This window comes from Pseudoalteromonas sp. SR45-6 (assembly GCF_014163545.1).
Lineage (GTDB): Bacteria > Pseudomonadota > Gammaproteobacteria > Enterobacterales > Alteromonadaceae > Pseudoalteromonas > Pseudoalteromonas rhizosphaerae.
In genome coordinates this window covers 18046-40210 of the sequence record NZ_JACJDM010000040.1, presented here as the reverse complement: position 1 = coordinate 40210, position 22165 = coordinate 18046, and the positions used below count along the sequence as shown (strand labels likewise).

The 22165-nt window shown below is 41.0% G+C and carries 21 protein-coding genes; 5 read left to right on the top strand and 16 right to left on the bottom strand.

Going from position 1 to position 22165, the window contains the following annotated elements; all coding sequences use genetic code 11:
- Window positions 1-5 precede the first annotated feature (5 nt).
- From rplR to H5158_RS15975, 8 genes are all read right to left on the bottom strand, one after another.
- The gene (rplR, locus tag H5158_RS16010; RefSeq protein WP_008115388.1) at window positions 6-356 is read right to left on the bottom strand and encodes a 50S ribosomal protein L18; all 351 of its coding nucleotides are present in this window, start codon (window positions 354-356) and stop codon (window positions 6-8) included.
- 9 nt (window positions 357-365) lie between these two features.
- Window positions 366-899: a 50S ribosomal protein L6 gene (gene rplF / locus H5158_RS16005; RefSeq protein ID WP_145241920.1), complete on the bottom strand. Its 534-nt coding sequence runs from the start codon at window positions 897-899 to the stop codon at window positions 366-368.
- 13 nt (window positions 900-912) lie between these two features.
- Window positions 913-1305 (bottom strand): 30S ribosomal protein S8, encoded by a 393-nt coding sequence (gene rpsH, locus H5158_RS16000; protein ID WP_145241923.1) that lies wholly within the window; start codon window positions 1303-1305, stop codon window positions 913-915.
- Window positions 1306-1326: 21 nt separating this feature from the next.
- The gene (gene rpsN, locus H5158_RS15995) at window positions 1327-1632 is read right to left on the bottom strand and encodes a 30S ribosomal protein S14 (protein WP_058562128.1); all 306 of its coding nucleotides are present in this window, start codon (window positions 1630-1632) and stop codon (window positions 1327-1329) included.
- A 10-nt stretch (window positions 1633-1642) separates the two neighbouring features.
- Window positions 1643-2182 (bottom strand): 50S ribosomal protein L5, encoded by a 540-nt coding sequence (rplE, locus tag H5158_RS15990; protein ID WP_016710195.1) that lies wholly within the window; start codon window positions 2180-2182, stop codon window positions 1643-1645.
- Window positions 2183-2198: 16 nt separating this feature from the next.
- Window positions 2199-2513, bottom strand: coding sequence for a 50S ribosomal protein L24 (gene rplX / locus H5158_RS15985; protein WP_016710194.1), 315 nt, complete (start codon window positions 2511-2513; stop codon window positions 2199-2201).
- Between the two features lie 10 nt (window positions 2514-2523).
- Complete coding sequence (rplN, locus tag H5158_RS15980; RefSeq protein WP_011329449.1) at window positions 2524-2892, bottom strand: 50S ribosomal protein L14; 369 nt, start codon at window positions 2890-2892, stop codon at window positions 2524-2526.
- 277 nt (window positions 2893-3169) lie between these two features.
- Entirely contained in the window at window positions 3170-5110 is a 1941-nt protein-coding gene (locus H5158_RS15975; RefSeq protein WP_182740423.1) for an AsmA family protein, read from the bottom strand.
- A gap of 142 nt (window positions 5111-5252) precedes the next feature.
- Between H5158_RS15975 and H5158_RS15970 the strand changes: the two genes are divergently transcribed.
- The 3 genes from H5158_RS15970 (at window position 5253) to H5158_RS15960 (ending at window position 7732) form a co-directional block, all read left to right on the top strand.
- A complete protein-coding gene (locus H5158_RS15970) occupies window positions 5253-5444 on the top strand; it encodes a helix-turn-helix transcriptional regulator (protein ID WP_182719227.1) in 192 nt (63 codons plus the stop codon).
- A 157-nt stretch (window positions 5445-5601) separates the two neighbouring features.
- On the top strand, window positions 5602-6765 hold the full coding sequence (locus H5158_RS15965) for a hypothetical protein (RefSeq protein ID WP_145241931.1): 1164 nt from the start codon (window positions 5602-5604) through the stop codon (window positions 6763-6765).
- Window positions 6766-7054: 289 nt separating this feature from the next.
- The gene (locus H5158_RS15960; protein WP_182740422.1) at window positions 7055-7732 is read left to right on the top strand and encodes a TorF family putative porin; all 678 of its coding nucleotides are present in this window, start codon (window positions 7055-7057) and stop codon (window positions 7730-7732) included.
- Between the two features lie 148 nt (window positions 7733-7880).
- Here H5158_RS15960 and H5158_RS15955 read toward each other — a convergent pair whose 3' ends face one another.
- Entirely contained in the window at window positions 7881-8774 is an 894-nt protein-coding gene (locus tag H5158_RS15955; protein WP_182740421.1) for an aldo/keto reductase family oxidoreductase, read from the bottom strand.
- A gap of 254 nt (window positions 8775-9028) precedes the next feature.
- On the opposite strand from H5158_RS15955, the gene H5158_RS15950 reads away from it, so the two are divergent.
- Entirely contained in the window at window positions 9029-9403 is a 375-nt protein-coding gene (locus H5158_RS15950) for a DUF5329 domain-containing protein (RefSeq protein ID WP_149983095.1), read from the top strand.
- A 523-nt stretch (window positions 9404-9926) separates the two neighbouring features.
- Here H5158_RS15950 and H5158_RS15945 read toward each other — a convergent pair.
- The 5 genes from H5158_RS15945 to H5158_RS15925 form a co-directional block, all read right to left on the bottom strand.
- Window positions 9927-10865, bottom strand: coding sequence for a FecR domain-containing protein (locus H5158_RS15945; RefSeq protein WP_182740420.1), 939 nt, complete (start codon window positions 10863-10865; stop codon window positions 9927-9929).
- A gap of 2 nt (window positions 10866-10867) precedes the next feature.
- Window positions 10868-11383 carry a sigma-70 family RNA polymerase sigma factor gene (locus tag H5158_RS15940; protein ID WP_149983093.1) on the bottom strand — a complete coding sequence of 172 codons (516 nt, stop codon included), beginning with the start codon at window positions 11381-11383 and terminating at the stop codon, window positions 10868-10870.
- A 108-nt stretch (window positions 11384-11491) separates the two neighbouring features.
- Window positions 11492-12988 (bottom strand): surface lipoprotein assembly modifier, encoded by a 1497-nt coding sequence (locus H5158_RS15935; RefSeq protein ID WP_149983092.1) that lies wholly within the window; start codon window positions 12986-12988, stop codon window positions 11492-11494.
- Window positions 12989-13049: 61 nt separating this feature from the next.
- Entirely contained in the window at window positions 13050-13760 is a 711-nt protein-coding gene (locus tag H5158_RS15930; RefSeq protein WP_149983091.1) for a Slam-dependent surface lipoprotein, read from the bottom strand.
- Window positions 13761-13906: 146 nt separating this feature from the next.
- Window positions 13907-16906: a TonB-dependent receptor gene (locus H5158_RS15925; protein WP_182740419.1), complete on the bottom strand. Its 3000-nt coding sequence runs from the start codon at window positions 16904-16906 to the stop codon at window positions 13907-13909.
- Between the two features lie 250 nt (window positions 16907-17156).
- On the opposite strand from H5158_RS15925, the gene H5158_RS15920 reads away from it, so the two are divergent.
- Window positions 17157-17834, top strand: a complete 678-nt coding sequence (locus H5158_RS15920) for a nitroreductase family protein (RefSeq protein WP_182740418.1) — start codon at window positions 17157-17159, stop codon at window positions 17832-17834.
- Here H5158_RS15920 and H5158_RS15915 read toward each other — a convergent pair.
- Both H5158_RS15915 and H5158_RS15910 read right to left on the bottom strand, forming a co-directional pair.
- A complete protein-coding gene (locus H5158_RS15915; protein WP_182740417.1) occupies window positions 17827-18888 on the bottom strand; it encodes an efflux RND transporter periplasmic adaptor subunit in 1062 nt (353 codons plus the stop codon). The genes H5158_RS15920 and H5158_RS15915 overlap by 8 nt on opposite strands.
- Window positions 18878-22165: an efflux RND transporter permease subunit gene (locus tag H5158_RS15910; RefSeq protein WP_182740416.1), complete on the bottom strand. Its 3288-nt coding sequence runs from the start codon at window positions 22163-22165 to the stop codon at window positions 18878-18880. Before H5158_RS15910 ends, H5158_RS15915 begins: the two co-directional genes overlap by 11 nt.

Genomic DNA, 22165 nt, shown 5'->3' with positions numbered 1-22165 from the left:
TACTCCTAGAATTGCAAACCGGCTTCACGCGCAGCATCTGCTAGCGCCTTCACACGGCCGTGATATTTAAAGCCACTGCGATCAAAAGCAATCTTTTCGATGCCTTTGTCAGCCGCACGTTCAGCAACCGCTTTACCAACTGCTTGCGCAGCTGCAACGTTGCCTGTGCCTTTAACTGTTTCGCTAATAGCTTTCTCAACAGTAGAAGCAGCAGCCAGTACATTACCCTCAGCGTTTACAACTTGAGCGTAAATGTGACGTGGCGTGCGGTGGATAACAAGACGCGTTGTGCCTTGTTCAATATAATTTCTACGAGTGCGTTTAGCACGACGTAGACGAGCTGTTTTTTTATCCATCGTCTTACCTTACTTCTTCTTAGCCTCTTTACGGCGTACATTCTCATCTGAATAACGAACACCTTTACCTTTATAAGGCTCAGGTTTACGGTATGCACGAATGTTAGCAGCTGTTTGACCAACTAACTGCTTATCTACGCCCTTAACTAGAACTTCTGTTTGGCTTGGAGTTTCAATCGTAATTCCTTCAGGAACTGCGAAATTAACTGGGTGTGAGAAACCAAGAGTTAAATCTAATGTTTTACCCTTAGCTGCAGCACGGTAACCAACGCCTACTAACTGAAGTTTCTTCTCGTAACCTTCATGCGTACCAACAATCATATTGTTGATTAGAGCGCGAGCAGTACCTGCTTGTGCCCATGCATTGGCTACGCCTTCACGAGGTAAAGTTGTAATAACGTTGTCGTTAAGTTGTACTTCAACTGCAGAGTTGATAGTACGCGTTAATTCGCCGTTTTTGCCTTTAACTGTGATGTCCTGGCCTTTTAATGTAACTTCTACACCGGCAGGAACATTAATTGGTGCCTTTGCTATGCGAGACATAGTTCCCCTCCGATTAAGCTACAAAACCAATGATTTCACCACCAACACCAGCACTACGTGCGGCGCGGTCTGTCATTAGGCCTTTAGAAGTTGATACGATAGCGATACCTAGACCACCCATTACCTTTGGTAATTCGTCACGTCTCTTATAGATACGCAAACCAGGGCGGCTAACACGCTGGATATTTTCAATAACAGCTTTGCCTTCGAAGTATTTCAACTCGATAGAAAGCTCAGGTTTAACATCACCGCTGATTGTGAAATCAACGATATAACCTTCATCTTTTAATACTTTAGCTAATGCTACTTTCAGCTTTGAATTAGGCATCGTTACAGATACTTTTTTCGCTGACTGACCGTTACGAATTCGTGTAAACAAATCCGCGATAGGATCTTGCAAGCTCATAGTCTTACTCCCGTGATTCTATTACCAGCTAGCCTTTTTAAGGCCAGGAATTTCACCGCGCATAGCTGCTTCGCGAACTTTGATACGGCTCATGCCGAATTTGCGAAGGTAACCATGTGGGCGGCCCGTAATGTTACAACGATTACGTTGACGTGCAGGGCTAGAATCACGTGGTAAAGCTTGTAGCTTAAGTACCGCGTCCCAACGATCATCGTCAGATGTTTTCACATCACTGATGATAGCTTTTAGTGCTGCGCGCTTTTCAGCGAACTGAGCAACTAATTTCGTGCGCTTTGCTTCGCGCGCTTTCATAGAATTCTTTGCCATAACCCTACCCTTATTTCTTGAATGGGAAGTTAAACGCTTCTAACAACGCACGGCCTTCCTCATCTGTTTTCGCAGATGTAGTGATTGTGATATCCATACCGCGTACGCGGTCTACTTTATCATAATCAATTTCTGGGAAGATGATTTGTTCACGTACGCCCATGCTGTAGTTACCACGTCCATCAAAAGACTTAGCACTTACACCACGGAAGTCACGGATACGTGGGATAGCGATTGAAACCAAACGCTCAAAAAAGTCCCACATACGCTCGCCGCGTAGGGTTACTTTACAACCAATTGGGTAGCCTTCACGTACTTTAAAGCCAGCAACAGATTTGCGTGCTTTAGTAATGAGTGGCTTCTGACCAGCGATTGCTTCTAGATCCGCAACAGCGTTGTCTAGAATTTTCTTGTCAGCTAGGGCTTCGCCCACGCCCATATTCAATGTGATCTTTTCGATCTGAGGGACTTGCATGACAGAGCTGAAACCAAACTTCTCTTGAAGTTCAGCAACTACTTTGTCTTTATATACTTCATGCAGTTTCGCCATCATTCTACTCCAACTATTAGATAGTTTTACCAGTAGATTTAAAGATACGTAATTTCTTACCATCTTCAATCTTGAAACCTACACGATCTGCTTTACTCGTTTCCGAGTTGAAGATCGCAACGTTTGATACGTCAATAGACGCTTCTTTCTCAACAATACCACCTGGCTGGTTCAATTGTGGAACCGGCTTTTGGTGCTTCTTGATTAAGTTAATGCCTTCGACAAATACTCGACCAGACTCGGTAACAACTGAAAGCACTTTGCCGCGCTTACCTTTGTCTTTACCTGCTAGAACGATTACTTCGTCATCACGACGGATTTTTGCTGCCATGATTGACTCCTTACAGTACTTCTGGGGCTAGTGAAACGATTTTCATGAACTTATCATTACGAAGTTCGCGAGTCACAGGGCCGAAAATACGTGTACCAATTGGCTGCAAGTTATCATTTAAGATAACAGCCGCATTGCTGTCAAAACGGATCAAAGAACCATCTGGACGACGAACGCCTTTCTTAGTACGCACAACTACCGCGTTTTTAACATCACCTTTCTTCACTTTACCGCGAGGAATCGCTTCTTTAACAGAAACTTTAATGATGTCACCAATCGCTGCATAACGACGGTGCGAACCGCCTAAGACTTTAATACACTGCACTTTGCGAGCGCCGCTGTTATCAGCAACTTCCAGCTGAGTTTGCATTTGGATCATGTTAATGACCTCCGGTGTAGTTATTACAACTGTCTTAAATTTGTTTAAAATCAAGACATTTAGGTTAAAAACCACTCAAAAAACAATCTAGTTGTCTCCCAAGGGCGGGCAATTGTATCAGCATTGCGGGGGTAGTGGTAGGTTATTTTTTAATTAATTTAGAATAACGAGGATGGTTGTTTTGTCGATGAAACATATTTTGCTATTTTAGCATTGATTATAAAACAATCAGGGTAATTTTATGCCCTGATTGTTTTATCACCGAATAAAATCGGCATTATTTGCCAAACAAACCTTTTAACTTATCTTTAATTTTATCTTTCGCTTTTTCTTTTACTTCATCTTCTGCCGCTTTGCTTACATCTAAGCTGATGCCAACATCATGAAATGGTCCTTTGATTCGTACTGGAATTTTAAAGCCGGTACTATCATCTTTGGTCCCCTGCCCTTCGAGTGAATCGACTATGCCTGTCACTAAGCGGTAGTTAACTGTCGTTGCGGGTAGATTAACATCCCCTTCACCACTAATACGTACTAATGGACTTAACAAACTCAGATCTGTGTTTTTACCTACGCCATTGGTAAAGTTAAAGCTACCCGTTAGCGCAGAGAAGTCAGTTTGCTGGGAATTATCAAAGCCAGTATCTAGCCCTTCGGATATTGCACCAAAGTTACCCTTAATTAGCTCTTTGCCTTTGCGAACCATTTCAGCAATGTTGGCGCCTTTTACTGCACCATCGGCAAATTCAAATGCTAGTTTACCCTGTAGGGCACTCATAAAGTCTTTTTGGCTCTGACCTGATGTTGCTAAGTCCCAATTGAGTGAGCCTTTGCCCATTAGCTTATCGAAGCCAGCGGCATCTGTCAGCAATGGTTGTGCGTCTATTTTATCTAACGAGAAGTTGGTGCTGATTTTGTAAGGAGCTTGTTTCGCATTAACTGTTACAGTGCCTTTACCATTACCTTCGTAGGCGGCAAACTTATCTAGGCTAATTTTCGCTACGCCTTTGTTAAGGTTTACAGTGAATTGATTAGCGCCAAGTTTGATTTCATTTGCTTTTAAGCCACTTGAACGGATCACCACATTCGCATCTAAGGCATTTAAGCCACTTAAATCCATTTTTGTGTCATCCCATACAATTGGTTTGGCTGGCTCGTCACTTTTAGGTTCTGGTTTCTCTGCTGGCGCTACCACCTCAGGTAAGTAAGGATTTAAGTCCAGCATACCTAAATCGATGTCAGCATTAACGGCTAAACGCTTACCTAAATTAAGCTCGCTTTTTCCTTTGATCTCTAATGCATCAAGAGTGGCGACTAATTCAGCTAGGTTGAACTTATCACCTTGCATACGCATTTTGCCACTAACACTAAATGCATTAAAGGCGCTTTCTTTAGCGTTCAGCTCGACTCCCTGCCATTTAGCAATGTCTTTTACTGAATCACCACTGAGCGCTAATTGACCTTGAATATCTTTACCTTGACCGGCTATTAAGCCTTTAAACTCAACATCAACTAACTTTGAAGTGACATCAGTTGTCACATTAAATGTATCACCTGCTATTGCTTTAGCTGGGTTATCAACTGTTACATCAAGCTCAAAGCGCTCTTGCATATAAGTGATCCCACCTTTGACTTCGAGTGATTTATGCAGTGAAGGCAGTAAGATAGCCAATTCTAAATCGCTAATTTGCTGTTTAGCTCCCGTTTGACCATCTAAATAAGTAAACGACCCACCATATATAGCCACTTCACCTAATTGAATATCAAAGTTTTCAGGTAGTTTGACTGCCTCACCTGCTTGAGTTTGCTGCTCAGGTTTCGCAGCTACTGCATCAAATAACTGCCAGTTAGCTTTACCATTTTTATCTGTTTCAAGCAGAATATTGGGTTCATTGATCACAAACTTTTCTAGTTTAAGTTCACCACCAAATAGCGAAAACCAAGGAATATGAACTGCAAGTTGCTGCATGCTTGCCATATCTGCACGTGAGCCAGTTTTCATATTGGCAAAATGCACATCTTCAAGTTCAAGCTTCAAAGAAGGAAAAACGGATAATGTTTTATCGCCTTTAATAGTTAAAGTACGCCCAGTGGTTTGCTCAACCTGCTCAGAGACTTTATTAAAAATGGCATCGGTTGGAATTAAAAACGGTGCAGCAATAATTAAAGCAACAAGCAATAATAATATGACACCAATAACTTTAAATAAGGTCTTCATGATGGTCCTTTCAAATGTGCAAATAATGTTCTTATCATAGCGGGAGTTAGCATTAAAATCATTGTGCAACGAAGAAAAATGCAATTTCCTGCATTCTACAGTGAATATATGAATTGTTACTGAAACATTTTGATACCTTTAGCTGCAAAACCATATAGCTGAATTTCGCAAAGCCGCGGGGCTTTCACAGCAAGAGCTAGCCGATGCTAGCGCCGTTTCACGCAAAACAATCAGCACGGTCGAAACATCACGCTTTACACCTTCAGTGATCATTGCATTGAAGATAGCTCGGCAGTTTGAAACTACTGTAGAGCAGTTATTTTCACTTGAATAAGCAGATTAAACCCTTTAAATGCAATCTTGTGCAGATTTAACTTATCAAGATTGCATCCCCTGTATTCTTCGGTATGATGCACAGCCCTGTTGTTTTAAGACGTTTTGCGCTAAAATTAAACAACTGAAAAATGTATTTAACCGGAGTACCATCAGGCATGAAAAAATTGCTCATTTCACCTTCACAAATGGCATTAGGCGAACAAGAAGGCCATATTTATCAAAATATTCTAAAGCAGGCTTCTGAAATCAGCTTAAACCTGATGGCGGTGAAAATAGAAAATCATCCTGAAGACTTCTTAGGTTGGTGCTATGAACTACTTAATGCTAGCCGTGACCGTATTAATCATGATTTACTCGAAACCAATCAATTACCAATTTTAAAAAAGCTTAATGACTTATTAGTTTCAGCAATTAGCTTCTTACAATTGAAAACATTACGCGTAGCGCCTTGGCCTGTAGTTAGTGTATTTATAGAGCAGCATAAAGATGTGTTAGCCCTTGATGAACAGTTACGCCTTGCCAACTATATAGCTGGTATTCGCGAGCAATCACTGAAAGAGATGATCCCTGAAGATTTATTAGCATTTAGTGGTAAACATACTTCTGCACTGGATCCAAGTAGTTATAATTTTGATGTCGAATGGTTTAGCTCTACTAAAAGCGCCAAAGCTTTTCATCAAATGCTTGCCGACCTGCCGGCATTATTTGATGAAGCATTAGCACATATACCTTTAGAAGGTGAAGTAACTGAAGCTGATTACCAAGAATTTGTGGTCAAATATTTAAAAGCCTTTACTGATAGCAATGAAAAGCCAACGCTTGCACCGGCAACTCGTCTATTAGCAATGCGCCGCCCAGATGTTTTTACACCAATTAATAACACCCGTTTAGATGCACTTTGTTCAGCATTGGCTATTACTAAATTAAATAATCGTGACTTTGCGCGTTATTGGCAGGATATTGTCCAAGCAGTTCATGGTATGTCTTGGTTTAAAATGGCAAGTGGTGACAGCGAGCTGGATCAACAACTTGTTGCAATCAAAGCATTAATTCCGTGCTTTTTCTATCATGCAGACAAAAACACGCCTGAAAACTCTAACTACATCAAGTTATTGAGCAAGCCAAAGCGTACAACTACCACTGGCACTAGAAAAGTGCGTCGTGGTAAAGAGTCTGCTGAAATACTTGTTGATCGCGCACTTGCTGCTGACGATATGCCTGAGCATATTCGCGCAAAGCGTGATTCAATTATCAGCGAAGTACAAAAAGGCCGTGGCGTGAACGAAACAATCAGCCTAATGCGTACTATTTTTGGTTAAACCACAGTAAAAAATACAAAAACCCGCTGCAACTGAGTTGTGCATGCGGGTTTTTTTACGCACCAATAAAGTGCGCAAGCTTCGTAAAAAACAATCTCCTCCTTTCACTATAAATATTTATACCTTTGTTTATAAAGTAATTTAAATATAAATTATTGCTTTTCATTTAACTTGGCACAAGCAGTGCTATTACCCTAGTAGACAACTAAAAATAGGATCCGCAATTATAGACTGCAATCTAATTAATAATTGCGAGCCAAAAAATCAGCATAACAACAGGATACCAAACATGTTAAAACTAAAATCAGCAATTGCGATCAGCACACTTGTACTCATGGGTGCAACATCTACAGCAGCATATGCAGAAGTAACAGCCAATGCCGCAGCAACTTCAAACTACTTATGGCGTGGTCAAGAACAAACCGGTGGTGATGCTGCAATTTCAGGTGGTATTGATTATGCCAACGAATCAGGTTTTTATGCTGGTACTTGGGCTTCAAATGCAAGCTGGGCCGATGAAATGACCTACGAGCTTGATCTCTATGCTGGTTTTGGTGGCGATATTAATGAAAATATGAGCTACGACGTTGGCTACATCTATTACGCTTACCCTGATGCAGCTTCTGGCGCAGACGCTGATTTTTCTGAAATTTACGGTAGCATCAGTATGGGTGGCTTTAGCTTTGGCGCATCAGTTCTTGCAACTTCAGCCGCAAGCGGTGATGGCACAGACTTTGGTGATTCGTTATACCTGACTGCAGATTACGGTTTCGCTGTTGGCAGTAATGGCACTGAAATGGCTTTACACTTAGGTCACTACTCTGGTGATTTTATTGGTGATGACGATATCATCGACTACGGCGTATCTATCTCTAAAGATGGCTTCACTTTTGGTCTATCTGATACCGATATGGATGACAGTGAGATTAAGGCTTACGTTGCTTTTTCAATGGACTTTAGCCTATAAAAAGAATGTGTTACTTGCTGCAACACTAAGGGCCGTAAGGCCCTTTCTCGATCTTGGTAAGCGGTAAAAGTGACTAAGTTCAGATTTTATGTCAAGACTTCCCCTAAACTCAGACTGCTTAAAACTTATAGCTTAAAACTTACAACTCCTACGGTACACTGTGCCCTGTTGAACCTTGCCAAATACGATACCATTGTTCGCGACTGAGTTTTAACTGCTTAGCAGCAACAGCCGATTTAACACGCTCAATGTTGCCAGTGCCCAGTACCACTGATGGGGAACTTGGGTGCATTAATAACCACGCGTAAACCACTTGATCAATAGAACTTGCACCAATTTCGCTGCCGACTTGCTCAAGTACTTGACGCAGGCGAATCGCTTTTTCATCATTTTCTGCAAAAATGCGACCGCCAGCCAAAGGTGACCAACACATAGGTTTAATATCAAGTAACTGACATTGGTCTAAACTACCATCATCAAGTGCTTGCATTTCATACGGTGAAAATTCAATTTGATTGGTCACCAATTCAAAATCAAGACGCGACTGCAATAAACTTAGTTGTGATGGCGTAAAGTTTGATACACCAAACTCGAGTACATCACCATTTTGCTTAAGAGTAGTGAATGCCTCAGCTACTTCGTCTGCATTCATCAAATAATCAGGGCGATGAATAAGTAATGCATCTAATCTATCGGTATTAAAATGCTTTAACGATTGCTGTGCTGAGCTAATAATATGTGCGGCACTCGAATCGTAATGATTAGCTTGGCCTGCTAACCCTAAGCTTGCAAAAGCAGGTTTGATACCACACTTAGTAATAATTTTGATCTCATCACGAATACTTGGCTTTAAAGCTAAAGCTTTACCAAACTCTGCCTCACAACCATATCCACCGTAAATGTCAGCGTGATCGGTGTGCCTTACGCCGGCTTCAATTGCTTGCTCAAGAAAAGTTAAACACTGTTGTGGAGTAATTTGCCAATCTAATAATCGCCAAAACCCAAGTACTAGTTCGTCAATAGCGCGATCTGAGCTGTTCATATTTCTACCTTTATTTTTGTAAAAAATATTGTCCCGGCAAGTTCAATGCAAGTACCAAAACAGTATCCCAATAAGCCATGATAATTTAATTGACCTTATTGATGTATTATTCTACATAATAAATAAGGTATTAATAGCTGAAAGTTATACCAGCACATGCATTAGCACATCAGTTTTATTCAGAGCTTTACCTTTTTTTGATGGCACAAGTCACAGGTAACGTAATAAACTTTTTGGATTAAATGAGGCTACAGATGAAAGACTTAACCCACACTATATACAGGCTGATGGCTTGCCTTTTACTCACGGTTAGTCAGTTGAGCTTTGCAGCAACCACTGAACAAGAAGTCACTCATTTGCTCAGCTTTATCGCGCAAAGCAACGCGACTTTCATTCGTAACGGTGATCAACACACCAGCACCGAAGCCGCTGATCATCTTGCTATGAAATACCACAAAGGTAAACGCTACGCTAAAACTACTGATGAGTTTATTGAAAATCTTGCCAGTAAAAGCTCATGGAGTGGCAAACCTTATACCGTTATTCTCAAAGATGGTACAAAAATAATCAGTAAAAAATGGCTTACAAACGAGTTAGCTCATTTTAGAACCACAGAAAAGCCGCAATAAGTGCGGCTTGGTTTCACTCTTAGGAGGGGTGATTTAAATTCTGAAATACAAACGATTCTTGAGCTGATATTTGTGAGTTCAAGAAATTGCTTAACTTTCATATTATTCATTTAATGAAGTATCATATGCAAACATAGCTGAACATTTTGTGAACACAACCTTAAAATAATAATCAAATAAAAATAAAATAGCAAAGTTGTAAACTAGATAGTACTTGCACCTGATTTTGCCACGAATGCTAAAACGAAACACAAAAAATAATCACCGATTTTAACTAAAAGTGAAAGCCACACAACAGCACAGTAATCAAATAGTAGCTCTGTAAGTGATACTAGCATTATCACTATAATTTCGTCATGCTGGATAGTAATAACATTTTGGCTTGCCTAATTTCAGCGCGCAAACAGCTGCATAGTTGTTTGATGTTAAAGCGAATAATAAACCCAATTAATACACTCAGCTATGCATATCTGCAGCGCCTTTTCATTAGCACTGAATTATAAGCCTGTAGAGCTATGACACTTTAATTTCGTTCTTTAATTGATAACCAGAAAGGCAAGCGATAGTGGATTTCTATAGGCAATATTTCACTCAAGTGCCGTAGAGTTTTATCTGTATCCTTTGTTGAAAAAGTCCCTGTAACTTTATACTTCGCAAGCTGCGGTTCAACACTGATAACACCCCGTCGGTAACGAGCAAGTTCGGCAATAAAATCGGTTAATTTGCTGCCATTTGCTTGTATTTTATGCTCAAGCCATAACGGCTTAGTTGTGAGTAAATGCTGTATTAGCATAATACTGTTTATATCAAAAACAGCTTGCTGCTTGGCTTTCAATCTAAGTAACTCTACGCCCTGCTTGGGTCGAAGCTCCACAACCCCTTCATAGACTTCAACTAAAGTGCGATACTCTTGTTGCTTGACAGTAAAACGTGTACCAATTGGCACAGCTTTTCCATCTCGCGTGGTCACATATAAAGGGGCTGTATGGCGTGCGCTGGTGACAGATATTTCTCCTTGTAATAAGTGTAATCTTCGTGCTGACTGATCGAAGTCAATATAAACGAGAGTATCTGTATTCAAAGCCATGATCGTACCGTCATTTAGGGTAACGGTTTTAATTTCTCCAACGGCAGTAACATATTCACGCCCACGAGGTTGGCTTGCTCGCCCCGCAAAAATCAAACTCAGATTCGCTAGGCTAAAGAGACCTAATACAAGTAGCTGTCGCCGTGATAATCCCTTTTTCTTACGTGCTAATACTGCACGACTAAGTTCAGATTGCGGAGCTTGATGAAATGTCTCCTGCAGTTGCTCTAACCGCTGCCATACTAAGGCATGTTCGGGCTCAGCCTCATACCAAGTTTTAAAAGCACTTTTATCATCTTGGCTAACATCTTCAGCCCATAATCTAGCCATCCAAACCGCGGCTTGTTGTATTGTCTCAGGCGAGATTTGCGTCATGATTAAAACAACATTTCTAGGTTAACCATTAAACAACTTTGTAATGCTCTGGCTATGTATTTTTCTACCGACGACACAGAAACATTTAATTGCTTTGCTATTTGTTTATAACTCATATTTTCAAGCTGACGCATCAATAATGCTTGGCGGACTTTTTCGGGTAACCGCTGCAAAAGATTATCTATTTCCGTCAGCGCTTCAATCATTAGCAGCTGAGACTCTGCAGATGCCGACAGAGCAATAGGATCATTTGCAATTAACTCTAAATACGCAGCTTCTACATTGCGCTTGCGATACAAATCTATCACCAACCCTTTAGCAATATGCGTTAAATAACGCCGAGAGTCTCGCATGCTTGGTAGTGTTGTTTTTGCTAACATGCGCAAATAAGTATCTTGTACTAAATCTGCTGTGGTTTCAGGACAACCTAAGCGGCGTTGAATATAAATAGACAGCCAGTTACTGTGCTTTTTATACATATCATCAATACACGCTATATTGACAGGATTGCTTATCATTCTGTATCACCCCTAAAAATGAATGCGAATGATAATACTTATTAATTGCAGTTAATTCAAGGCAAACCTCCTTTTGCCTTTACATTAACTTGTGAATAAAGAGAGTTTTTAAAACTTTTTCTCAAACTTTAAACTGACACTGTTTTTATCATAACTATATAGCCAATCTACATTACTGTTAACAGCAGTATGATTTAAGGTAAAAATTGGTGTCATACTAAATACAGCTAGATTTGGCATGCTTACAATCAGTGTGTAATTTTGCTCAAGGTCTTTACGCTTTTGCGCCAATAAAGCACTATACTGTTCATATTTACGCGATCTGAGCGATGCAAAGAAAGTTGTCTCTACCCCATTACTCCAGCGCTTATTGACACCAAATCTACTCGAAAATAATTGGTAAGCATGTACCTGTTCACTGTTATTCTTTTTACTGTAATCTAGACCACCAAACAGTAACCATTGTTCATTAAGCTGATACCAAAGGGTATTGTAATTTGCCAATTGTGTACCGGATTGATAACTATAGTGCTGAGGTTGATAAGACTGCTGTTCAATTTCAAGCTCAAGTTTTACATTTAGTTTTTTCGACAGGTTTGTTAGCCAATCAAGCTTAACACCCGCAGCACTGTAAAGCGTACTATTGCCTAATGCATTGTATTTAAATTGCCCAGATGCTGAAAATTGCTCATAAGCCGTTTGATAGCTATAACCTAAATTAGCAATCACAGTGTGCTCATTATATTCACTGTTACTTAGATAATTACTGCCATACGCAAGACCTCGGAAACTCAATCCGTGGTGACCAGAATAAGCGAATCGTTTACTAATATTTGCATCAAAGTCAACACCGTCTCCCGATACAGCCTGAGGGGTTTCACGCTCAATTAAACACTCTTCGCTCGGCAGCGAAAGCAAACACGTATAACTTTGTGATGACTGATTCAAGTTATCGCTAAAACTTGGCCCTAACGCAAAAGACCCCCGCCAAGCTTGACGATAGTTAAGCGCATCAATAAAACTATTTACAGTGTGGCGCACACCGTCAACCTTAGGGTTGTCATTTGGTAACTGCTCAGCAATATGTTCAAACAATATAAGCGCATCAGTATTTTTATTATTATCAAACAACACCCGCGCCAACTCTAATTGACTAGGTAAAAAGTCTTGTCGCTGAGCTAATACAGCCAAATGTTGCTGTTCAGCTTCGTTTAAACGTCCAGCAGATCGAGCAATCGCACCTTGCGCATAATGAGCTAGCATTACATCGTAATTTTTTAGTGCCACATAGCGAGATAAAAAATCTTGTGCTGCTGGCCATTGTTTATGCTGAACTAACAAATAGACTGCTTGGCCTAATTCATGAACATTGTTATTAACTTGGATTTGCTGACCATTAATTGTAAAAGAGGAAGACTTAGCTGAATCATGCGCCGCATCGGCAACCATTGAATGCTCATTTTGTTTTATATTTTGCTCTATACGTTGCTGTAAATGTAATCGCGTTTCAGTCGATGCAGATAAGAGAGGGGAGTTTAACACTAACATTACTACCCATAATTGCACTGTATTACGGTAATAATGACTTTTATTTTGATGGTTCATAATAATACTCAAAAGCGTCAATTAAAGGGGCCAAATATTAGCCCCAACTAAATAATTGCGATTACTTTTTAGTTCCACCAAACGCAGTATCTAATTGACGATCAGCAAAGGTAGCAATACCTGCAAGTGACGCAGCATCAGCACCAAAGAAATGGCCTGTAGCTACACCCCGAGAAGTACCATTTGCTAACGAGGTACCATTAAATGCAGCTGTGGATGATGTTATGTTTGCATTCACTGTTAATGAAAGAGATGAATTAGCTAGGCTACCTGTTAACTTCTGAGCACCAAAATCAGCCGTAAAATCGCCTGTAAGTTGATTATTACCACTGAACTTATTTACTCCTTTAACTGCATAACTAGCTATACCACTTACTGGTACTGTCGTGTTGGTATTATTACCAACATAATATACTGCGCGGTCGTTGCCATTACCGTTAAAATCTTGTGACCATTCACCAAACCAGACATCGCTAGTACCCACTTTTGCAAAATTAAATGTGCCAGTACCACCATGACCCATGCTTAAAGAGTGAATACCGTTAGTTGGTTGGGCATAAGCTGATAACGCCTGAAAATCAACTTTCTGTTGAGTAGAGCCCATTGCCGCAATGCCAATACCAGCTCGACCTGCTACATGAGGACCACCATTAACCGTAGACTCTCCTACTTCAATATTGGTATTGTCATTTTGAGTACCTACGTAATTTGCATGGGCAGCAAAGCTAAAAGTGGTTGTAAGTACGGCGAGTGTTGCGAATAATTTGTTCATTTTTCAGTTCCTTTTAAATAAAAAATCAATGAAATAAAAAGCACAACTAAGGTGCTTTCATTAACTACACCGAACGAAAAATAAAAACCCACAAAAAATAATAACTATTTAGTTTGTGGGTTTATTTTTTAAGCTAATTCAATAAATTAAAAGTTCATTTGTAGTTTTAACTTCACAGTTCTACCAGGAGCTGGAACGCTCGAACGAACCAGTGGGTCAATATAATAAAGATCAGTCAAGTTAGTGGCTACTAACTCAACGTTAAGGCGCTCACTCCAAATATACTTTGCGTATGCGTCAAAAGTCAGCGCTTTATCTCGCTCAAGATCTTCTTCAGTTTTACTGGCTGATAAATACACACTTCGTAATCCGGTTTCTAAGGAATTTTCGAAATAACGACCACCAAGGCTCAAGTTAACCGAGTCATTAGGAATAGCTTGATCACTTAAGTAACCACCTGCAAAACCAGCATGTACACAATTAGGAACAGAGCCCTCGACAGGGTCCTGAGTAATTGCAAGGCTTTCATCACAGACTTCATTCTTAGTCATGTGAGATAAACTTAAATCAGCAAAAAACGAACCATTGTCATAGCGGCCTTGAAACTCAAATCCTTGCAGCGTTTGCTTATCAATATTATAAAAACGAAGTAAATTACCTGAGCGTTCTATGACATCTTTTGTTTTATGATGAAAGTAGGTTAATTTAATGTCCCCTTGTTCAAAGTTATGTACAAACGCAGTTTCATAATTATAGGTATGCTCTGGTTTAATATCTGTGTAAGGGTTGTTATTAGCCGAGAAGCCTAAAGTACTTTCGAACATACTCGGGAAGCGGATGCCCTCGGTATAACGTATGTACACTCGACTATGTTCATTAAGTAAATAAGTTGCAGCAAATCCTGGAGCCCAGTGGCTGCCCTTTTTTTTACCGCCCTCAATTGGCTTCTCGTACTCATTAACAGGCCCACCCGCTTGGCGACAACTGCCTTCTATATAATTAGCTACGTTATTCAATTCACCGTTAACACATATATTATTTGCTCTGCGGTATTTACCCTCACCATTATGTAACCAAGGCTCTAAATTGACTTTATTTTTCATTTCTCGGACATCTTCAAGGTAGCTTAAAAAGTCTTCAAGGCCTGCAGCATCGCCTAAGAAAAGATCGCTATACTGCTCTCTCTCTTGCTCCCTTATTTCTTGATGTTCCGCTTCTGTGTAAGCTGTTTTATACTCTAAATATACCCCTTCAGCGGCAGAGTGCTCTTTCGTAAAGCGCTCATCCTCAGCCGCAATTCGGCTTGATAAAAAGTCATCAATCGCCCAATAACTTTTATAACTCGCACCAGCTGAAAGTATCAGCGACTCACTAGGCATCCATTTAAAATTAAACTGCCCTTCAAGCTCTTCTCGTCTGCCCTCACGAGGCCAGTGCTTCCAACCATCGACTGTACCGCGATATTCATCTTCTGAGCGAATTTTATGATATTGATAACGCGCTGACATAGTTAGCTCCAACTCATCCGATAACATCATTTGGTTACTTACATCAAAACCAAAACGATTCTCACGGTTATTGGCAACTGCTGTATTACGTATTATTGGGCTTGCATCAGGATCCGCTAACTCCCAAATAGCATTAGCGTAATTTGGGAACCCCCCAGCAGAGTTAGTATTGCTAATGGTATGAGTGCTCCAGAGGTTTGAAGTGACGTTAATAAACTTACTTTTCGGGTTCCACTGATATTTTATGTTATAGGCTTGTGCTTCAACTTTACTAAGAGGCCATTGTGCCATTTCACCATTTTCACCTATGTCACCAGCTCGACTTGCCATAATTTCACCGTATTGCGCATTAGTGATACGTGCACCGAGGTTTAATTGCTGGTTTTCACTAATATTAAATTCACCTTTGAGTAAAAAAGATTCCAACTCGCTGGATGTATTTGGCACTTCATAACCTGGTCGTTGACGGTGCGCTAAAGAACGCGGATTCATTTTAGTAATATTAAACTCTTGGTCATTAGGCTGATTGTAAAACTCTGATTTTTTGGTGCCACTAAAATAGTTGCCCTTATTACGATATGCATAGGCGGCGAGTAATTCATAGTTATCTTGGCGCGTAGCTAGCGCTAAACGATAAGCATAGTCTTCACCAGACAAGGGGTTATTTTCTTTATCACCACTCATCTCTTTCCATAAAGAAGGGTCGCCGTAAGCAAAATTAGGTGTCATTTGCGGGAAACCTTCCACCTCCCTGTAATCCTGCCCAGTCAATAAAGTCGGCAGCTTAGGAGCAACGGCATTATTACTACTTTCCATTACAAGACCCCCACCGCTGGTTTCCCCTTCAAGCAGTACGTCGCTAGCACTAATAGTGCTAACTTGTACCCCCCCACCAACTGAAGTATGTGCATTTGGAGTTAGTGAAGGGCCTTTTATTGCTTTAATACTGCCAATTAAATTTGAATCAACATAATTACGATTTGAAACGCCGCGATAGCCGCGCCACACTGTAATTGCTTGCTCAGTACCGTCTATTGATAATGGCACTCGCCCTGGGCCTTGTACCCCACGAATACTCGGGTCAACACCTCCACCATTTCGTGCATCACCGCTGTAAATATTGAGCATACCTTTGAACAAATCAGCAGCATCTTTGCCCTTATATCGCTCTATTTCATCTATTGATGTATATACCGTTGATATATCATCATCATAAATTGCATGCTTACCAGCTTCATCACGAGTGACACCATAATTATCTCCAGTAGCCACATTGATGGTATCTAATATCATTCTATTTTCGCTAGCTTTAGCTAAAATTCGATACGAGCCATCTGTTTGAGCCACACTATAAAGCCCACTATTAGAGAGTAGAATATTCATAGCCTGCTCAGGACTATAACGACCTTGTAATGAAGGGCTTTGGGTTTTTTGCGACAAACTAGCATCTAAATGAAACTCTATACCTGCGGTGATCGCCAGCTGATTTAAACTATCATCAAGCTTACCTGCGGGAATATTAAAGGTATGAATCTGCGGTGTAGCCGCATATGACACCCCGGGCGCTGCTAAACTAGCCATTCCAAGATGGGCACTGAGCAATAAAGTGAGTAATTTAGGTTTAGGTAAAAATTTCATGTCGACTTCCTTTCTTGTAGTTAGGTATTAACTAAGCAATACACCGAATGAAAGTGACTATTCCTCAAAAAATAATTTAATTTTTAATCTTTCACTATCTTGTTTACCCAAAAATGAATCATCTTAATGAAGACCGACAAAGTAATTTTGTTATCTAATTACAGGAAAATGTAAGTGAAATATTACTTGCACCTAATCTCGCTACTGGGTATAAAAATAGTTATCAACATTTAATAAGAAGCGAAAAGCCATGCAGCAACATGACCACCAACCACTTACAGACTTTATTGAATATCCACATGAACAGATGCTTGAACGCGCTAATGAGTTTTTAACGACAAGCCAGCGTCGTCATACAATTCGTAGTTTTAGCGACCGACCGGTGCCAAAAGATATTATTCAAACCTGCATTAAAGCCGCAGCTACAGCACCAAGTGGTGCAAACCACCAACCGTGGCATTTTGTAGCAATTAATAGTAGTGATGTGAAAAAGCAAATTCGTGAAGCAGCCGAGAAATTAGAACGCTCATTTTATGAAGGCCGCGCTGGTGAAGAGTGGTTAGATGCTCTAAAGCCATTAGGCACTGATGCCAGCAAACCTTATTTAGAGCATGCACATTGGCTAATTGCCGTATTCAGCCAAAAGAAAGGCGGCTTAAATACTGATGATAAAAACACCAACTACTATGTGCATGAGTCAGTCGGTATTGCCACCGGCTTTTTAATTCAAGCATTACATCGCGCAGGGCTTGCAACACTAACTCACACACCTAAACCAATGAGCTTTTTAACCGACATTTGTGGCCGCGACAAAGACAACGAACGCCCCTATATGCTGCTCATTGCCGGTTACCCAAGTGATGATGCTACTGTGCCTAATCATGCCTTGGTGAAAAAATCACTCGACGAAGTTGCGACCTTCATTTAGGTTTAAAATCCACCGCTAATGTGTCGCCGGCGTTAAGCCCGGCGATAATATGCTGTTTAGCATTAATCACCTCCCCTAAACGAACAAAGCGGCGCTCAATCTTTTGCTCGTTAATAACATATACCATGGCTAATTGACCGTACTCATGCACCCAACTTGGCTCAATTAAAATTCCTTGCTCGGTATCCAGTGGCAAGTGAAGCTGTGCATATAAACCAGGCATCAAGTTTGATTGTGTTGGCAACTCTAAACGAATTAACATACTACGTGCAGCACTATCGGCAATCGGAACAATTTCACTCACCACCGCAACAGCGGTTATATTAAGTGAAGGCAAACTGACCGTTAAGCTTTGACCCAGTGTGAGGCTAATTGCCTGACGTTCTCGCACATTAAATTCAAGCTGTAATTGTTGTGGATTATAAAGTGCCAATAAAGGTGAACCAGGCACTGCGGTATCACCTGGTTCAACTAACCGCTCTACAACAACTCCAGAAATGGGCGCTTTTATACGGGTAAATTCAAGTGCGACTTGTGCTTGGGTTTGCTGTTGCTTGGCAACAGCTAAGCTTGCGGTTAAGTTATCAAATTTCGCTTTTGCCTCATCATTATCACTAACCGATACCAACCCTTGTGAATATAAGTCAGTTACGCGCTTAAGCTGTTTATCAGCTTGTGTAAGTGACGCTTGAATGGCTTTTATTTGCGCATCACTTTGTGCCAATTGCGCTTTAAAATCGTCTTGCTGCAAAGTAATGAGAACATCGCCTTGCACAACACTATCACCAGCACGTACATTTAAACGTTCCACTTGTGCCATCACTCGTGACGAAATTTGCGTGTTTTGTTTTGCAATCACAGTACCGGGAACATCTTCACTGCGCTTGATCGCCGTCCGCTCAACGGTAGCGACTTTTCCCTCATATGTCGTTGCTAATACGGGTTTATTTGCTGCGGCTTGTTTATTTGAAAAGCTGCCTGCCATATAAAGCACAGCAACAATAATCACTAGCAACGCAATGATTGAGCCGAACAGTTTTGATTTACCTTGCATGAGCTTCATCCTCGGTTGTTTGTGTGTTCGCAAACACTAAATAATAAACTAGCGGCACCACAAACAACGAAAACAATGTTGATGCCACAATGCCAAAAATAATAGCGATAGCAAGACCACTAAATACGGGGTCTAACGTAATCACTAAGTTGCCTAATAAAGTTGTGCCAGCAGTCAGTAATACTGGCCGCATCCGCGTTGTGCCTGCGGCAATCAATGCCGCTTTTATTGCCATCCCTTGCCCGCGAGCTTGATTAATAAACTCAACTAAAATAAGCGAGTTACGCACCACAATACCAGCAAGTGCTATCATGCCGATCATCGCTGTTGCGGTGAATAGCACAGGCTCTGGAGCACCGGCTATGGAGCGCTCACCAAACTGATTTAATAACCAAAAACCCGGCATAATACCAATCACAGTAAGTGGAATAGCCGACATAATAATCAGCGATAAACTGGCAGATTGCGTTTGTATTCGTAAAATAATAAAAATGGCGGTTAACGCAAAAGCAAACGCAATTCCCATATCTCTAAACACATCAATTGTGATCCGCCATTCACCTTCACCACTAAACGTTACATGCGTGCCTTGTGGTAATTGCCAAGCCTGAGTTCCACCGTTATTAAAAAAGCTGCGGGCTAACCAATTTGTTTGCTCAAAATCATCGCTACTTACATTTAAATCAGCGTTTACGTCCGCAATGATTTCTGCAGGAGTACGGCCATTAAGCTCTGCCATCACGTATACAACCTCGCGTTGGTCTTTACGCATAATCGGTTTTGCGACATTTAGGTTATGAAATTCACCCAGCTCAGATAAAGCCACCAACGGTCGTGGCGCACTAGTTAAACCAAACTCATTAGTTGATTTTGCCAGCTCTCTATCACCTCTGATTTGTATAGCAAGCAGTTGCGCTAATTGGTTTCGCTGCTGATATGGTAATTGCATTTTGATATCAACGGGCTGCGTTTCACCACTGACATACATTACGCCCACATTTTTACCCGCAGATGCAATCGCTAATGTATTGGCAATATCTTGTGTTGATACCGCCGACAAAGCCGCCTTGGCTTTATCGGTAATAAAGCGCTGCATCGGAGCCGTGGCTGCAATACTTGTATCAACTTCAACTACATGGGGCTCTTGCTTCAGTCGTTGTGCAACTTGTTGAGCCGCTTGATGGTGGGTTTGCGTATCAACAAACGGATCACGATACACTTCAGCCACTAAGGTGCTAAATACTGGCGGCCCGGGTGGAACTTCAACCACTTTTATCACAATGCCATTAACGCCCAATGGCTCAAGCTGTTTACGTAAACGCATCACGACACCATGAGACTGTTGCTCGCGCTGCGCTTTGTCTAATAGTAATACTCTAAGCTCAGCTAAATTAGCGGCCTCACGGCGATAATAACCGCGCACCATACCATTAAAATCCATGCTTGATGGTTGCCCTACATACGCAGCTATTTCACTTACTTCACTAAGCTGCCATGTTATTGCTTGTACTTTACGAGCGGTCAGTGTTGTTTGCTCCAGATTCGTCCCCTCGGGCATATCTATCAGTACTTGTAGTTCATTTTTATTATCAAACGGCAATAACTTCAGCGGCACAATTCGCATCACGGGCAGCAATGCACTGATAATAAATAATCCTAAGGTTGCCCATAAAATCAGTTTTGCGCGCCCTTTACTGGCCAGTAAAGGCGTTAATAAGCGTTCATAAATAGCTACTTTAGGGGAAGTTAAATCATTGTGCTCAACAACCGGTTCTTTTAATAACTTCATGGCAAGCCAAGGAGTTACAAAGAATGCCACAATGGTTGAGACCATCACGCTTACAGGCACATTAAATGCCATTGGTGCCATATATGGGCCCATCATGCCAGTGATATAAGCCAAAGGAATAAAAGCCACCATGATGGTCAGTGTCGACATTAATAATGCACCACGTATTTCGCTCATTGCAGCGACAATCTGTTGTTTTTTATTGCCTTTGTTTTGTAAAAAACGGCTAATATTATCAATGCCCGTTATCGGATCATCCACCAGCAAGCCCAGTGATAATATCAATGCAAATAACGTTACTCGGTTGATGGTGTAACCAAACGCAAAATCGAGGCTTAAGGTTATGCCATAACAAATTGGCACAGCTAAACCAACAACGATAGCGGGTCGCCAGCCTAAGAACACGCCAACAAAAATCACTACGGTAAATACCGCAAACACTAAGCTTGAGGTTAAGTTATTCACTTTTTCGTTAGCGGTTTGCCCGTAATCTCTAAGTATTGTGTAATCTATTTGCGAAGGTAAAAAATTAGTTTTTAAATCAGCCATCATCGCGTGTACATCATTTGCGACTGCGACTGCATTTGTGCCCGCTTTTTTAGCAACACTTAAGGTGACTAAAGGATGCTCTTGTGTGGTATCAGATTGCGCTAGCCACTGATAATTTTCAGGCTCACTTGGTCCATCGAGTACTTTTGCAATATCTTTTAAATAAACACTTTTGCCGTTAATAACATTTACAACAAGCTGCTCAATCGCGGCTTTTGTTCGTAACACATCACCAGCTTGTAGCATGATTTGTTGCTCTGCATTAACAACACTGCCAACCTGAGATAATTGATTAGATACACTCAGTGCATAATAAACATCGCTGAGCGTAGTTTGATGAGCTGCTAGGGCCGTCGCATCTAAATTGACCGTTAAAGTGCGTTTGCGCCCAGCAATCACTTTAACTTCACTGGTGTTTTCTATGCGCTGTAAACTATTCGCAATTTCGTTAGCAAAACGGGTTAACTCATAGTCGTTATATAATTTAGGATCTTTACTAAATAAGCCTAGCATCACAATCGGCACGTCATTTACTTCGACCGGGCGCACCTGCCATGAGCTAATAACTGACGCCATGGTATGTTGATAACTATATAGTTTGGCGTAAGTATCGAGGATTGCTTGTTCACGATCATGACCCACAGTAAAGCGCAATGTCACCACAGTGCCATTACTTTGTGTGGTTGAATAAATATGCTCAACACCGCGTAATTGCGCCAATAACTTTTCGAGTGGTTGCGTGACCAGCCTTGCCACTTCGGGAGCTTCAATGTTAGGAGCTGAGACATAAATATCCAGCATCGGCACCACTATTTGCGGTTCTTCTTCACGGGAAGTTTGCTGCAGCGCCATAATGCCAAGCAACACAGCCATTACAAAAATAATGATAGGAATACGCCCGTTAAGACTATTTTTTACTGCACTGTCGAGCTTATCCAT